14 protein-coding genes are annotated in these 15,777 nt (G+C 52.3%); 1 reads left to right on the forward strand and 13 read right to left on the reverse strand.

Annotation, left to right across the window (positions count from 1 at the left end; all coding sequences use genetic code 11):
* Positions 1-201 precede the first annotated feature (201 nt).
* Entirely contained in the window at positions 202-1,875 is a 1,674-nt protein-coding gene (locus B152_RS22130) for a sensor histidine kinase (protein ID WP_083921768.1), read from the forward strand.
* A 15-nt stretch (positions 1,876-1,890) separates the two neighbouring features.
* On the opposite strand, the gene B152_RS0101870 is transcribed toward B152_RS22130, so the two are convergent.
* The 13 genes from B152_RS0101870 to B152_RS0101930 all read right to left on the reverse strand — a co-directional run bounded on the left by B152_RS0101870 (position 1,891) and on the right by B152_RS0101930 (position 15,773).
* A complete protein-coding gene (locus B152_RS0101870) occupies positions 1,891-2,871 on the reverse strand; it encodes a carbon-nitrogen hydrolase family protein (RefSeq protein WP_020590677.1) in 981 nt (326 codons plus the stop codon).
* Positions 2,872-3,044: 173 nt separating this feature from the next.
* Positions 3,045-4,085 (reverse strand): putative transporter, encoded by a 1,041-nt coding sequence (locus tag B152_RS0101875; protein ID WP_020590678.1) that lies wholly within the window; start codon positions 4,083-4,085, stop codon positions 3,045-3,047.
* A 200-nt stretch (positions 4,086-4,285) separates the two neighbouring features.
* Positions 4,286-5,173, reverse strand: coding sequence for an NAD(P)-dependent oxidoreductase (locus B152_RS0101880; RefSeq protein ID WP_020590679.1), 888 nt, complete (start codon positions 5,171-5,173; stop codon positions 4,286-4,288).
* Between the two features lie 137 nt (positions 5,174-5,310).
* Complete coding sequence (locus B152_RS0101885; protein WP_020590680.1) at positions 5,311-5,616, reverse strand: ArsR/SmtB family transcription factor; 306 nt, start codon at positions 5,614-5,616, stop codon at positions 5,311-5,313.
* A gap of 149 nt (positions 5,617-5,765) precedes the next feature.
* On the reverse strand, positions 5,766-6,896 hold the full coding sequence (locus B152_RS0101890) for an NADH:flavin oxidoreductase (protein WP_020590681.1): 1,131 nt from the start codon (positions 6,894-6,896) through the stop codon (positions 5,766-5,768).
* 132 nt (positions 6,897-7,028) lie between these two features.
* Positions 7,029-9,428: an ATP-binding protein gene (locus B152_RS24865; protein ID WP_020590682.1), complete on the reverse strand. Its 2,400-nt coding sequence runs from the start codon at positions 9,426-9,428 to the stop codon at positions 7,029-7,031.
* Between the two features lie 97 nt (positions 9,429-9,525).
* Positions 9,526-9,945 (reverse strand): iron-sulfur cluster assembly scaffold protein, encoded by a 420-nt coding sequence (locus B152_RS0101900; protein WP_020590683.1) that lies wholly within the window; start codon positions 9,943-9,945, stop codon positions 9,526-9,528.
* The gene (locus B152_RS22140) at positions 9,935-11,632 is read right to left on the reverse strand and encodes an NTP transferase domain-containing protein (protein ID WP_020590684.1); all 1,698 of its coding nucleotides are present in this window, start codon (positions 11,630-11,632) and stop codon (positions 9,935-9,937) included. Before B152_RS22140 ends, B152_RS0101900 begins: the two co-directional genes overlap by 11 nt.
* On the reverse strand, positions 11,629-12,330 hold the full coding sequence (locus B152_RS0101910; RefSeq protein ID WP_020590685.1) for an XdhC family protein: 702 nt from the start codon (positions 12,328-12,330) through the stop codon (positions 11,629-11,631). Before B152_RS0101910 ends, B152_RS22140 begins: the two co-directional genes overlap by 4 nt.
* Positions 12,327-12,686 (reverse strand): XdhC family protein, encoded by a 360-nt coding sequence (locus B152_RS0101915; RefSeq protein WP_020590686.1) that lies wholly within the window; start codon positions 12,684-12,686, stop codon positions 12,327-12,329. The genes B152_RS0101910 and B152_RS0101915 overlap by 4 nt, the downstream gene beginning before the upstream one ends.
* Positions 12,673-13,974: a vWA domain-containing protein gene (locus B152_RS0101920; RefSeq protein ID WP_020590687.1), complete on the reverse strand. Its 1,302-nt coding sequence runs from the start codon at positions 13,972-13,974 to the stop codon at positions 12,673-12,675. Before B152_RS0101920 ends, B152_RS0101915 begins: the two co-directional genes overlap by 14 nt.
* A 3-nt stretch (positions 13,975-13,977) precedes the next feature.
* On the reverse strand, positions 13,978-14,925 hold the full coding sequence (locus B152_RS0101925; RefSeq protein WP_020590688.1) for an AAA family ATPase: 948 nt from the start codon (positions 14,923-14,925) through the stop codon (positions 13,978-13,980).
* 68 nt (positions 14,926-14,993) lie between these two features.
* The gene (locus tag B152_RS0101930) at positions 14,994-15,773 is read right to left on the reverse strand and encodes an FAD binding domain-containing protein (protein WP_020590689.1); all 780 of its coding nucleotides are present in this window, start codon (positions 15,771-15,773) and stop codon (positions 14,994-14,996) included.
* Between the last annotated feature and the right edge of the window lie 4 nt (positions 15,774-15,777).

Genomic DNA, 15,777 nt, shown 5'->3' on the forward strand with positions numbered 1-15,777 from the left:
TGTCGCCAGAGTTTGCAGCCCCTGTTTACAACCAGAGTTTTATGTATTTACACCAAATGAGAGAATTTATTAATAAAGCTGAAAGTATGATGATCGCTTGCGTTGCATGGTCGCGCGAACAAAAACGCGTGAAAAATCAGGCCCTGATAACAACAGCAGATATTTGCAAGGGTATGTACTTACCATGACGAGATACTTTGAATGAGCATAAAGTCAGGCCTTACGACCACAGAAAATCCGTTGTATTTGCCAAAACAGACAATCGCTTTTTTTGACCGGGACAGATGCCTGATCGGCTGTCATGCCGATTTCCAGATATTTCTTGGCCTGCCTGACAGGTTTGTCCAGGGCGGCACCGGGCTGGATCAGATTTTGAAATATTGTCTGGGGGAGGAGACGGCTGAAATCAAGGGTGAAATCAAGGGTGAAAACAGGATCAGCGGTCTTGAACAGTGCCAGGAGCTTTTCAGCAAGCAGCAGCCGGTGGTGATCCTGCTTCAGACAAAAAAAATGGTGCAGCTGACAATGGCCGATCTGTCCGGAGGGGGGCTTAGTCTGGTTGTGACAGACGCAACGCCTTACTGTGCGGGAGGGCTGGAGACCATCGCCGCCAAGTTAAAGGTTGTGGTGGAGAGTATCAGCCAGGGAATCTCCCTGTTCGATCATAATCTGGATCTGGTGCTCTGGAACGAACGCTTTTGCGAGGTGATGGAATTCCCCCCCGAACAGCTCAGGCCGGGGATCGCCCTGTCGGAACTGTTCCGCTTTAACGCGGAAAGAGGAGAGTACGGTGCCGGAGATGTCGAGTTGCTGGTGGCGGATCGCATGGAGCTGGCAGCCCGTTTCAAGTCCCATCGCTTTATCCGGAAACTGCGGGATGGCCGGGTGATAGAAATTTCCGGTCATCCTGTGTCTGATGGCTTTGTCACGACCTATACCGATATTACCGAACAACATAAGTCAGCTGCAGCTCTGGCGGAAGCCAATAGACAACTGGAACAACGGGTAAGTTTACGCACCCGAGAGCTGGAACAGGAGCTGGATAACCGAATCAAGACAGAACAGCGCCTGTTGCAAACCATGGAACAAGAGCAGCTGGCAAACCGGGCCAAAACTGAATTTCTGGCGAACATGAGCCATGAACTGCGCACGCCGCTGAACTGTATTATCGGTTTCTCGGAACTGCTGAAGAAACAGATATTCGGACCTTTGGGGCAAGAGCGTTATGTTGAATACTGCACGGACATTCACTCAGCGGGTGTTCACTTGCTTGAGGTTCTGAATGATGTTCTGGACGTATCAAAGCTGGAAGCTGGAGAAATCGAATTACGGGAAGCCAGCTTTGACCTGCAGGAAATTACCCGGGCCAGTATCCAGATCGTGGCTGCGAGGGCCGAGAGCAGTGATCTTAACATCAGTACTCACTTCCCTCCGGATCTTCCGTTTCTTTTTGCCGATCCCCGCCGGGTTAAACAGGTCTTGATCAATCTGCTCTCCAATGCGGTCAAATTTACGCCGGAGGGTGGAAAAATCATGGTTTCTGCATCAATCTCGCTCCAGAATGGCTTGTTCCTCTCGGTACGGGATACGGGTATTGGCATTGGGGTGAAAGATTTAAAGCGGGTTATGGAGCCTTTTGTCCAGGTGGGTGACAGTCTGACCCGCAAGCAGGAAGGAACCGGATTGGGTCTGCATATTGTCGGCAACCTGATGGAAATGCACGGGGGGACGATCGAGCTGGAAAGTGAACCAGGGCAGGGAACCACTGTTACATTGTCCTTCCCTAAAGAACGCCTGCGTTTTGATCCATTGAACAAATTACAAAAAACGGATCCTGCAGAAGAACAGCCACAAGGTGACCGCCTTCTGCATTAGAGAATCTGATCTTTATTAAGCCTGATCTTTGATCACGAGAGTGGATTGGCGGGTTCTGTCAACAGTCAGGCGGGTTACATCGGGACGGGAATAGTGCCCGGCTGGATCAAAGTTCTGTCGTTCCCGCCGTACAAGCTTGTGATCAATCGTTGCAACGGCCAGGCGCTCTTCACCGATGATCGGCTCGATTACCCACTGGCCATCGGGCCCCATCAGACAGGTCCCGCCATTGGCGAGGAAGCCGCGGGTGTCCTGACCCATGATGAGGTCTCGATGTGGCACATCTGCCGGGATATCCTGCAGACGCATCAGACCGCAAACCGACATGACGTAGGAGCGGGATTCCTTGGCAATAAAACCGGGAAGGTCAACGGTGTTGTGAGAGCCACCGGGCCAGCAGGAGAAATGCAGGTCTTCGCCCTGGGCATAGAGCGAGGCCCTTGCCAGCGGCATCCAGTTTTCCCAGCAGTTCAGCCCTCCGACCGTGAACTCCCCCAGAGCGTGGGTGCGCAGGCCGTGACCGTCGCCAGCAGCCCAGCAGAGGCGTTCTTCGTAGGTAGGCATCAGCTTGCGGTGTACTGACCCGATCTGTCCCTGTTTGTCGATATAGACCAGGGTGCAATAAAGGCTGTGGCCGCCGCGATCCTGGGGGCGCTCCATGACGCCAAGATAGATCGCGATTTGACGTTCTTTAGCCAGCTTGCAAAGAGGTTCGAGATCGCCGCGCTCGATGGACACACCTTCATCGAGATAGCGGGCATGAATTTCTTTCTGGATGTCCGAGTTGAAACGGGCACCGTCGGTACGGTCAAGCCAGAAGGGATAGCCGGGTGCCAGTGCTTCGCCAAATCCGACCAGATCGCAGTCCTGATCCGCAGCCTGGGATACATAGTCGGCAATCTTGGCAAGTGTGGCGTCACGGTTAAGCCAGACCGGGGTGATCTGGGCGAGGCCAAGGGTAAGAAGATCTTTGTCGGGGGCGGTTACAGCAGTCATCTTTTTTCTTCCACGGGATTGATGTCGCGGAGAGTTTAGGCGCGGATTTGAGACAAGATCAAAGCCGGATAGCCTTTGGCGGATAGAATAGCGCAAGAATGTGAAAAGAGCGGCGGGATGGCCCGCCGCTCTTGGTCTCAAATGCTAAGAATAAGACACTGCTGAAGTAAAATCTAAAGCGGGTGTATTTTTTCAAAACGTTTCAGATTGTGTTCGAATTCGTTCAAACGACGATAGATCGAGCGTAGTTCAGTAATGGTCGTCCAGTTGTGCAAAAAGAGGGAAAAACTGCCGTGGACTTTCTGGAAGGCGTTGTTTACCTGCACCATAACTCCGAGAAGTATGACGCCAGTGAAGAGGCCCGGTCCCATTATTAGATATGCAGCGATGACCATGAACTGATCGTAAGAATTCAGCCAGACATCAAAATAACCGTAATGCCAATAAAGACGTTTGTAGTTTAAACGAATACCCGTAAAAAGTTCGAAGAGAGTTTCTGATTTTGCATATCCGGCTTTGTTATCTTCCGCCAAGACGAGATCTTTACGGAAAGCGGCTTCTACTCTCTGGTTGTTATATTCCAACCCCGGGAGCTTTATGCCGACGAACCATGAAACAAGCATGCCTCCAAGAGAAACGATTAGTGCTGCCCAGACGAGGGAGCCTTCAATGTCCCTGAGTATGGGAATATCAACTTTACTGCTGAAATCCCAGAGAATGGGCAGGAAAGCAATCAGGGTCATGATCGCCCGGACTATTTGAAGCCCGAGTGATTCAACAATGCGTGCAAAACGATTGCAGTCTTCCTGGATACGCTGAGAAGCGCCTTCAATTTCTTCTTCTACTGTCTTCCATCGTGGAATAAAGCCAAAAGTCATGGCTTCGCGCCATGACAAACCATAAACACGGGTGAACCAACCTGTTGCCGTAGCAATGAAGACATAGGGTGTGGCGAGAATCAGAAAGGATGTCTCACCTTCAAAACCATTGAGAATATAGTCGATCCCCATGAGTTTTTGATAAAAAATGTTTATGCCATCTTCTGATTTTTCGTAAAAATCCTTGGCGTTTTGCAGGTGATCGTAAAAGCCCCCATACCACTTATTGATGGCAACACTAATCTGCACCTGCACCCAGAGTGAAGTTATAAGGATTACTGCGCCGCCATAGGCCCAGAGCGCCCATTGTCTGGATTTGAAGAAGCTGTGGAACATGGGTTTCTTTCTCTTGAGGCCTCAAGACTTAGGATCTGCGCATGCTCGCAAGGGGATAAGGCAGAATCATGGCAGGTGGAATAACAAGAAGTTATTCCCTGAAACAAAGAGAATAGCTTCTTGTTGTGACCGTGTTTAGCACAGGTGTTTCTCAGACAGCGAGAATAATAATTTGCGCGGATCTGCTTCGGGGAAGAGGATCAGTCGTTTTGCAGCAGGTGCACTAGGCTGGAGGTATCCCAGCGTTTGCCGCCACGGCCCTGGACCTGGGCATAGAATTGGTCGATCAGGTGGGTAACTGGCAGGCGGGCCCCGTTGCGCTGGGCTTCTTCGAAACAGATGCCAAGATCCTTGCGCATCCAGTCAACGGCAAATCCGAAGTCGAACTTGCCTTCGCACATGGTGCTGCCCCGGTTTTCCATCTGCCAGGAACCCGCGGCACCCTTGGAGATCACATCGATGACTTTGGCCATATCGAGATTGGCTTTCTGGCCGAAGTTCATGGCCTCGCTCAGGCCCTGAACCAACCCGGCGATGGCGATCTGGTTGACCATTTTGGTCAACTGCCCTGATCCGGCAGGGCCCATCAGGGTGACGGCGCGGGAAAAGCAGTCGGCAACAGGCTTGATCCGGTCAAAGCTGGCTTGCTCTCCACCGCACATGACAGTCAAAACACCGTTTTCCGCTCCGGCCTGACCGCCGGAAACAGGCGCATCGATAAAATGGAGCCCTTGGTCACGGGCGAGGCCATCGAGTTCGCGGGCGACGTCAGCCGAGGCTGTCGTGTGATCAACCAGGATTGCACCCGATGCCATACCAGCAAAAATACCATCTTCTCCCAGTACTACCGAACGCAGGTCGTCGTCATTGCCGACGCAGCAAAAGACGATCTCGGCTCCTTCTGCCGCGCTGCGTGGTGTACTGGCCTTGCTGCCCTTGTGTGCCTTGACCCAGGCCTCAGCCTTGGCCGGACTGCGGTTGTAGACGGTGACGTCATGCCCTTTTGCAGCAAGATGTCCTGCCATGGGATAGCCCATAACTCCCAAACCGACGAATGCGACTTTAGCCATTTTTGTTCCTTCAATCATCCGGGTCGTCCTGATCCAGCGCAGGTGCAAAATCAGAAAATTATATCGGAAAAGAGCTTAGAAACTTGCCGGGGATGACGCAAGGGATGCCGGGAATTGTCTGTGTAAAAGGGGATACAATCTGGTGAAGGAAGAAATCAGAGTGATTGTTCCAGTGCTCGGACAAAATCCTGTATCGTCTGATTTTCCCGCTTGTAGTAAGTCCACTGTCCATGCCGCTGGGAAGAGACCAGATTGGCCCGTTGCAGGTTTGCCAGATAGAGCGAGGTGGTCGACTGGGAGAGGCCCGCTTTCTCCTGAATCCGCCCGACACAGACACCATATTCCTCCATGTCGAGAGGTTGCGGCGGGAAATGTTTTTCCGGCTCGCGCAGCCATTGCAAAATGGCCCGGCGAGTCGGGTTGGACAGGGCTTTCAGTATCTCGTTGATTTCCACGCTCATAGGCTTGGGGTTGTTTCCATCAGGTAAAAAATTGGCAAGCGAATTTCTTGCTACGGGTTGGTGATGCTAATCGCCAATGGTTGATCTTGCAACTGTCACCCCGACTTCCCCTATTATTCCGGGGGGAATGACAGTTGCAAGAGATTCTGTCAGGTCAGGCTTTGCAAGGCTTCTTTGTCAAAAGGAGTGATCAGCTCGAGCTGGCCCGCCTTTATTTTGTTGGCCCACTGTGGATCACTGAGCAATGCCCGCCCAACGGCAACCAGATCAAAATCATCCTTCGCCAGACGGCGGTTGAGTTCTTTGAGATCGGTTGTGCCTGCTTTGGGGTCTTCTGTGCCAGCAAAAATTCCGGATGAAAACTGTTTGTCGAGGCTGACTGAACCAACAGTAATTACGGGCTTGCCGGTTAATTTTCGCGCCCAGGTGGCCAGATTGTCTTCGGAGCTTTCGAAAGCCGGTTCCCAAAAGCGTCGGGTACTGGCATGGAAGACATCAACACCAGCTTGCGCAAGTGGTTGGAGTATAAGGGCCAGCTCTTCAGGGTTTTGAGCGATCCTGGCGTTGTAGTCCTGCCCCTTCCATTGAGAAAATCGGTAAACAATCGGAAAATCCGGGCCAACAGCAGTTCGAATGGCGGCTACAATTTCCAGACCGAGACGGGACCTGTTCTCCAGTGATCCGCCGTAGTTGTCGCTGCGGTGGTTGGTCTCCTCCCAATAGAACTGGTCAATGAGATAGCCATGGGCGGCATGGACTTCAATTCCATCAAACCCAAGCCTCCGGGCATCAAGTGCAGCACGAACATAGGAAGCAATCACGTCTTGGATGTCTTCAAGACTCATCTGTTGTACCGCGATCTGATCATTTTCGCGGATTTCAGAAGGTCCCTGACCCGGAACGGCGGGATCTGGTTGTAGTCCTGCGCGACGAACCGCACCGACATGCCAGATCTGGGGAATGATTTTCCCTCCAGCAGCATGAACTTCCTCGACCACTTTTTTCCAGCCAGCAAGGGCTTTTTCACCGTAGAAAGCAGGTGCGTTATCATAACCATTGGCAGCCTTGTGATCGATGTAGGTTCCTTCTGTGATGATCAGGCTGACTCCTCCTTCTGCCCGGCGGCGATAATAGGCGGCAACATCTGCTCCAGGTATGCCGTTTGGGCTGTGCAGGCGCGTCATAGGAGCCATAACAACACGATTAGCCAGGTCATATGAGCCAAAACGGAAAGGTTTGAAAAGTGGGGCCAGGGTCTCAGGGGCAGTCGTATTATTCATTTTATCGTACTCGTCAGTGATTGATAATGTTGTGTCTGAGATCGTTCGACGGAGACAGGATAAAATTGATATAATCATATATCGATAAATATCAATATATGATTTGTAAAAAACATATACCCATAAATGATCTTATTTTTCCTGGGGATGGCTGTACTGGTGAATCAGCTCAATGAGTCTTTTGAAATCGACAGGTTTCGACAGGTAATCATCCATGCCAGCGGCAATATAGCTGTCGCGGTCACCCTGCATGGCGTTAGCGGTCACAGCGATGATCGGGACAGTTCCCTTTTCTCCCTCAAGGGACCGTATTTTTCTGGTAGCTTCTATGCCATCCATATCGGGCATCTGGATATCCATCAGGACAACATCAGGGGTTTGATGTTTTACGAATTGAAATGCTTCCTTGCCGTTGACAACAACGTCGATCCGGTGCCCCTTTTTGGATAGAAATTTAGTCAGAAGCATCTGGTTTATCTGATTATCTTCAGCAATGAGAATGTGCAGGGAATCTGCGCTGATTTCTCCGGGTTGTAACGGAGGGGAAATCGGGGAGGGGGCATCGGTGATGGTTTCTTTGATCAAAACAGGCGTTGGTCTGGAGAGAATTTCTGCTTCTTCTGCGGGAGCTTGAGCAATTTCCAGTGGTATTTTAAACCAGAACAGACTGCCTTCTTCGGGTGAGCTTTCCAGGCCGACTTCTCCCCCCATCTGGTCACAGAGGTGTTTGACGATGGATAGTCCCAGACCGACCCCCCCGTGTTTGCGACTGGCGGAACCGTCGACCTGGGTGAAGCGTTCAAAAATTCTTCTCTGATCCTCGGGGGCAATACCGATGCCGCTGTCCTGAACACCGCAATAAACCAGTTGTGTTGTGCCTTCGAGGGGCAAAGCGGCAGAAATGGTAACTGTAATCTGCCCCGCACTGGTAAACTTGATTGCATTTGCCAGCAGATTGAACAGCATTTGCTTCAATCTGGTCGGATCACCCTGTAGCCAGAGTGGCAGGGTCGGATCCAGCTCTTTCACAAGTTTCAATCTCTTTGCTGTGACGCGCGGGGATTTTGCCGTGATGATTGAATCGAGCAGTTCGGCAATATTGAAATCCTGATGCTGAAGTTCACTGGTGCCGGCTTCCAGCTTTGAAATATCGAGAATGTCATTGATAAGAACCAGAAGGTGATCTGCTGACTTGCTGATCGAGTTCAGGTATTCCTGCTGCTCCTGATCCAGATTGCTTTCCATCAGCAGGCTTGTCATTCCAACCACACCGTTCATCGGTGTTCTGATTTCATGGCTGACTGTAGCGAGGAATTCAGATTTGCTCCGGTTTGCTTTTTCGGCTTCAAGTTTGGCTGTAAGGAGACGCTGTTCTGTTTTCTGGCGTTCCCTGATCTCGCCTTCTAGCTGTGCATTGGTTTCTCGGAGCCACCGCGTCCGGTCGCGAACCTTGTTTTCCAGTTCATTTTGGTGTTCTCGAATCTCTTCTTCCATTGCGTCAAAGCTCTGGAGGGCGAGTTGGAGTTCGTTGGATTGTGTATGTTTGCTGATGCCATCAGGGAGATCGCGACCATGCCCCAGGGTTGTGATCTTGTCGCGCAGGGTTGCCAAGGGTAATACCACTATCCGACGTAAGGTAATTACGACAAAAAAGAGTGTTATGGCAAAAAAGGCGGCAATCAGCTGCAAGGCGGAACTGATGGCGAATTGCCCTTTTGCGAGGATATCCATCGGGTGGGGGTGAACCAGCCGCATCAGGGAAACGCTGGTAACGTCCCTGATATCAAAGAAAGAATAAAAAACCTCTTCATCCGGGGAGCTATAGATAGCGACTGTTCCAGGATCAATCGTCTCGGTGAAAAGATCCCCCGGGATGGAATATTTTGAGGGTGGTGCTTCCACATCTGTCGAGATTTTGTGGAAAATGACATTGAGATCTGCAGCAATTTTGTCGAGACGTTTTTGATCAAGAAAGCGCCCTATAATCGCTATTCCGTTTGGGGGGCCGTCACCGTTGCTTTTAAGAATCGGATAGGCTGCCAGCAACATAGGCCCCTGCCGGGTCTGAATGTAGCCGGAGATTGATTCATTTGTGATGACGTTTTCTGGCGAGAAATGCTGGATGGTTTGCGGAGAGCTGTAGTTTAGATCCAGGTCGCTGTACCCTTCAGCATCTATGTTCCGCCACCTTCCCCAGGCCAGTTCTCCGTCCATGTTGATGAAGCCAAGCAAATCGATGTCGGTAAAGACCAGGGTTTCATCCGGGGCACTGGAATTGATAAAGTTTACATCCCGGCTGTCCATGTAGTTATAGGTGTCATCCCAGATACCCCAGTCGCTGGAATAGACGACAAGATGGGCGAGCTCGTCATTGAGGGTATTCAGGATCTGATGGCCACTATTCAGGGCATTGTCATGATCCAGACTTTTGAACTGGGGAATGATGACCTTATAGAGAATCCCTGCACTGAACAGGATCAGCGCGAGAAAAAGCACAGCCAACAACGAGCCGATTTTACTCTGGATTGTCATTTTGCTGCCGCTTCCCTCTCCCGAACTTTGCGCGCAATAGTGCGTTGGTACTGCAAAATTTTCAATGCTTGTCGTTACAAGCTATACATCCTTTAGTTTAATTTTTCCTTTCAATTTTTTCTATTGCCTGAAAGGGAAGCAGAATACAGCTGTGTCGGTTTTTTATCGGAACAGCTGGCTGGAACAGGGAAAATGCTTCCCAGGGAGCAGGAAGCACAAGCGCAACCTGTTCTTTTAATTGCATTTTTAATTGCAGGTGCAGGTTTGTGACGGCGTCGAGTTCTTCTCCTACAGCATAGCTGTGCAACAACTCAGCTGAAGCCTTGCAAAGGGCACAGGCGCGCGCTTTATAGCCGATTGCCGTAATCGTTCGCTGATTCAAAGTCAGGTCAATTGTGATCCGGTCACCACAAAGGGGGTTGTCGTGCAGGATTGAGACATCCGGGTTTGCAAGTGAGCTGTCGCCTGCGGATGCGAGTTTGAGGATGGCCTTGTTGTAAAGGGCGTCATCCTGCATCACTGAATCCCCCTGCTGGTTTTGCCATGAGTTTCTCCGCAGATTTTTCTGGAAATTTTTCTGGAAATTTCCCCTGTAAATTTTTGAGAGCCTCGGGGGTATCGATATCTGTAAGTATGGCATCAGTGTTCATGGGAACTTCCTGGATATCGCCAGTATAGTTTCCAAGGAGGTGACGGGCACCATTGTCCCCTTTTATTGTCATCATTTCCGGGATGAACTGACGCGACCAGAGAACCGGATTGCCCCGTTTGCCGATAAAGGTCGGGATGCAGATGGCAGCATTGTTTTCCGGATCGAAGGCATTGATCAACTGGTTGATCTGATTTTTGTCGATCAGGGGCATGTCCCCGAGGCAGACCAAGATAGCATCACTATCGGCGGGGACAGCCTTAAGGCCTGAGATCAGGGAGGTACTGAGACCCTCGGCAAAGCTGGGGTTATGGACAAAATCCAGCCTGTCGTCAGTCAGTTCGGCTCTGATTTTTTCGGCTTCATGCCCCGTGACGACAACGATGTTATCTACTGTACTTTGTTCCAGATTATCGACGACCCACTGAATCATGGGTTTTCCTCGCCATGGTTGCAGAAGCTTGTTGAGTTCTCCCATGCGGCGGGATTGCCCGCCAGCAAGGAGTAACGCCGTAATCTTGTATGCAGGAAGAAGTGCTGTTTCAGACAAGGCGGCGTTTCTGGAGGTTCCTTCGCGGGGTTGGGGTCTGGTGACAATTTCAGACAGGAGACCGCCACAGCCTAGGGAGGTTAAGTCTTTTGCCGTGACCTTTATATCAGCAAGACAGCGCTGCAGTATCCAGTCAAAGCCATTGAGTTTGGGCGAGCGGGCACAGCCGGGGAGACCGATCACAGGGACGCTACTGTGTTCTCCGAGTAAAAGCAGATTTCCGGGGTCAACTGGCATGCCAAAGTGCAGGATCCGGCCACCTGCTTTTTCCAGGCCGGCGGGCAGGCTGTCGCGCCGGTCGGTGATGGCCGAGGCCCCAAAAACAAGGATGAGATCGTGATCGTTGCTCCTGAGTTCCTGAATAGCTGCGGCAATAGCATCAGAACTGTGTTCTGTAACAAGGCAGGTGTGGAGATCGTTGTTGCAACTCTGCAGTCGTCGGGCAACGATTTGACGGGTTTTATCAAGCAGACTGTCCTTGATCTGGGGGAGACTGGTGAGAATAAGACCCACACGTTTTTTGCGGAAGGGAGCGACAGACAGCCTGGCTGCCCGTCCCGCCAGCTCAACGGATCTTGCCGGAGCGGCAAGCGGAATGATCTTGGCGGTAGCGACCATCTGACCAGGATAGACCACGGCATAGGCGGGCAGTGTTGCCATGGTGATGGCTTCATCAATTCCATTAAGCTGGTTAATCTCCTCAGGAGAAACCAGAAACAGACCGTGTGCGGTACTGTAGAGATTACAGCGCCCGGTAAAGGCTTCTTTCAGGGTAATGTTTTCCGCGGTGACGGCCTCGGCCAGTTGAGCGGCAGCAATATCCTCGTGAAGATCCCCTGCTTCCAGTCGCAGGGTTGTCACTTTGTGTTGGCCTGCCCGGACAAGATTTTGCAGGTCGGTTTCTGTCAATCTGTAGCCTTTGCCCAGCCGTCCTTCCGCGATCTTGATCGAATGAGCCAGATAGGTTCCTGCGGCATCCAGAGTTTCGATTTCGGCAAAAATCATTTTTTGTCCCCCTGGTTGTCTCCCTGGTTGTCTCCCTGGCGAAGTGCGGCTGTTATGGCACCGAGAATGGAGAGGGCAATTTCGGCGGGGCTTTTCGCACCGATATCCAGACCAACCGGCCCGTCTATGCGATCCAGCCGGGGAAGGTGTTTCAAGCGCTCCAGCCGTTTGGCATGTGTACGCTTGCTGCCCAGGGCACCAATATAGAAAGCGGGTGAGGGCAGGGCTATTTCCAGAGCAGGATCGTCCAGTTTGGGATCATGGGTCAGAATGACGACAGCAGTCCGGTGGTCGGGTTTTAATTCTGCAAGGGCTTCATCTGGCCAGTCATTGAGGATGGAACAGTCCGGAAACCGCTCTGCATTACCAAAGGCACGACGCGGGTCGATGACGGTAACGTCATAACCTGCCATCCGGGCCATGGGAACGAGAAACTGGGAAATATGGACAGCACCAACAATAACCAGCCGTAAGGGCGGGTTATAAACCTGGACAAAGGTTTGTTTGCCAGCTGTTTCATAAATAAAGGAACGGTCATCCCGGACGGCAGCAAGGATTTGTTCAAGCAGGGGGTGTTCTGCTTGGGGGGAAAGGGGAAAAAGCGTGTCTTGCTGACCTGTTTCCATGTCGGTGAGCAGAACGATTGTCTGTTTTTCCTGTTGTGAGCGGACCAGTTGATCGAGCGTGGATCTTTTCATGAATGTTCCAGCCGTTCGACATAGATCCGGATCGTGCCGCCACAGGCCAGTCCGACATCCCATGCCTGTTCATCGCCAACCCCGAATTCAAGAATACGCGCCTTGCCATCAATCATGATTTCCTGAGCTTCCTGGATCACAGCGCCTTCAATGCAACCTCCGCTGACGGACCCCAACATGGTCATTCGATCATCAATGATCATTATGCTGCCGGGCGGGCGGGGTGATGACCCCCATGTCTGAACCACAGTTGCCAGCGCAACCTTCCGACCCTGATCCTGCCAGAGGGCAGCAGTCAGGAGCAGATCCGGGATCGGGGTGTTTGACATTGGAGCAGGGGTTTTAGTTGAGGCCATTATCTCTCCCGGGTTTGTGTTCCATAGATATTTCAGAGGAGGTGTTCCGTCTGAATTCTGGGAAAGTGTTTCTGTATTTAGGGCTGTTTTGCAAGCTAGCAACCAGGCTTTCCAGGCTGTTGATATTGTGTGCAGACCGGAATTGGTCCACATGGGGCAGCATCAGAGCAATGCCTTTGGCCCGGGGTTCAAAACCATCGAACCGGAGCAGGGGGTTAAGCCAGATCAGCTTGCGGCAGGAGCGGTGCAGACGATCCATCTCGGCGGCAAGATCCTGATCGCTGTCCCGCTCCAGTCCGTCGGTTATCAGGAGAACATTGGCTCCCTGTCCAAGCACTCTTCGGGACCAGTTCTTGTTGAAATCATGAAGCGTTGCCGCAATCTTTGTTCCTCCAGACCAGTCATCTACCTGTTTGCCCACGGCTTCGAGAGCCTCGTCAATATCCCTGTGGCGCATCTGTCGGGTGATGTTGTGCAGGCGCGTGCCAAAAACGAAACTGTGGATGCGGTCCCGGGCGGAGCTGAGGCCATGGATGAAATGGAGTAACATCCGGCTGTAATGGCTCATGGAGCCTGAGATGTCGCAGAGAACCACCAGAGGAGATTTTTCCAGGCGACGTTTTTTTCGCCGGAGAATAATACTATCCCCGCCCAGTCGCAGGCTCGCCTGCAGACTGCGGCGCCCATCAATTATCCGGCCTGTCGCGCTTGAGGTAAAACGTCTGGTCTGGAGGTTTTCCGAGGGCAGCTTCAGCTTTTTCATCAGGCGCAAGGCTCGTTGCTGTTCTGCGCGGGTCATCTGTTCAAAGTCGCGGTGCCTCAGAACCTCTTCGTCAGAGACCGTCATTCTGGCATCAAACTCGACTTCAGGTTCGTCGTCTTCCTTATCACGGAGTGGCTGGGGGGGCTGTTCCGGGGCAAAGGCTTCACTGACCCGACGGAGGGCACGATCTTTTTCATCCCGGGGGGCGTTTTCGAGAAAGGTTGTGGGCAAAAGCATCTGCATGGCCCGTTCCAGCAGTTCGGGATTGCGCCAGAAAATATGAAAACACTGGTCAAAGATCTCCTGCTGATCGTGGCTGGTGATAAAAAGGCAGCGCAAGGTCGCATAGAAATCATCTCGCCGCGCCAGCCCGCCAGTCTTGATTGCCTCAATTGCTTCATGGACCCGTGACGGAGGGACAGGCAAACCCGCTTTTCTGAGGGTGCGGGCAAAATGCAGCAAATTTTCTGCGAGGTAACCTGCTTTGTTGTTTCGAGAGGAGAGGGGGGCCGCGGGTGGTTTCATGGGTCAGGAGCCTGTCTGGGCCAGTGTCCGGGCCAACTCACTTTCGACCCGTTGCAGAATGCTTGCGGCTTCACTGCCCTGTATCCGGGCGATGTCATCCTGATATTTGAGCAAAACGCCCAGAGTGTCCGTAACAGTTTCGGGCGCGAGAGAAACACAGTCCAGCTGGGTTAGTGCCTGGGTCCAGTCAATGGTTTCGGCGATGCCGGGTTGTTTGAAAATATCGGGATTTCTGCGAAGCTCCTGGATAAAAAGAACCACCTGCTGGCTAAGCTTTTCGGCAGCATCCGGGGCCTTGATTTTGAGAATGGCCAGTTCCCGGGCGGCATCGGGATAATCGACCCAGTGGTAGAGACAGCGACGTTTCAGGGCGTCGTGAATCTCCCGGGTCCGGTTTGAGGTAATGATGACGACAGGGGGCTCACTGGCCTTGATTGTGCCGAGTTCGGGAATGGAAATCTGATAATCGGACAGGATTTCCAGCAGATAGGCTTCAAAGGCTTCATCGGCGCGGTCAAGTTCATCAATGAGTAGAATAGGGCTTTTCCCTTCCTTGCCTTCGAGGGCTTCAAGCAAGGGACGTTTGATCAGAAACTCGGGTCTGAAAATGTCCCGGGTCAGAGCTTCCCGGTCGGTTTCGCCACTTGCTTCGGCAATGCGGATCTCGACCATCTGGCGCGGGTAGTTCCATTCGTAGACGGCAGAGCTGATGTCGAGGCCTTCATAACATTGCAGGCGAATCAGAGGGCGATCCAGTGTCGCTGAAAGGACCTTGGCAATTTCGGTTTTCCCGACACCGGCTTCCCCTTCAAGAAACAGGGGTCGTTGCATTTTCAGGGCAAGGAACAAGACAGTGGCCAGGGATCTGTCGGCGACATAGCGGCCTTCCTGTAGCTTCTGGAGGGTGGCGTCAACGGATAACGGAAGCTGGCTCCGCGAGAGATCTGGCATGGGGTACTCCGGCCTGAACAAAAAAGAAAACCGCTTCCTGCGTGATCACAGGAAGCGGTACAGGCTATCTAGCCGCCGATCTGGGCAACGGCACGTTTGGTCAGAACTTTTATCAGGTTGGCTCTGTAGTCAGCCGAAGCATGGATGTCGCTGTTTAGACCTGCCGCTGATACTGAGACTCCCTCAATCGCCTGGGCAGAGAAGTTATTGTTCAGGGCCGTTTCAAGACCCTTATGGCGAAAAACGCAGGGGCCTGCCCCGGTTACTGCCACGCGGACACCGCTGCCGGTTTTTGCAACAAAGACGCCGACGATGGCATAGCGGGACGCCGGGTTGTCGAACTTGACATAGGCAGCTGCCTGAGGTCGGGGGAAGGTTACATTGATAATGATCTCGTTTTCTTCCAGAGCGGTTTCAAAGAGATCGACAAAAAAATCATCCGCATTGATAACCCGTTTGTTTGTGGTGACCTGGGCATTCAGCCCGAGCAAGGCCGCCGGGTAATCTGCGGCAGGATCATTGTTGGCGACGGAGCCGCCAATGGTGCCCCGATTGCGCACCTGCGGATCGCCAATCCCTGCGGCCAGACAAGCAAGGGCAGGAATATCGGCTTTGCTGGCAACCTCGGCATGGGTGGTCATGGCCCCGATGGCAAGCTTGTCATCATCAGGACAAACGCCTCTGAGACTGTCGATTGCCCCGAGGTCAACCAGTGCTTCCGGCTGTGCCAGACGCTGTTTCATCGTGGGGAGCAGGGTCTGCCCTCCGGCGAGTAGCTTGCAGTCCTCTTTGAGGAGGGCAACGGCTTCGTCCAGAGTTTCTGGACGCTGGTAGTCAAATTGATACATGTGC

The sequence above is a fragment of the Kiloniella laminariae DSM 19542 genome (assembly GCF_000374005.1).
Taxonomy (GTDB): Bacteria; Pseudomonadota; Alphaproteobacteria; order Kiloniellales; family Kiloniellaceae; genus Kiloniella; species Kiloniella laminariae.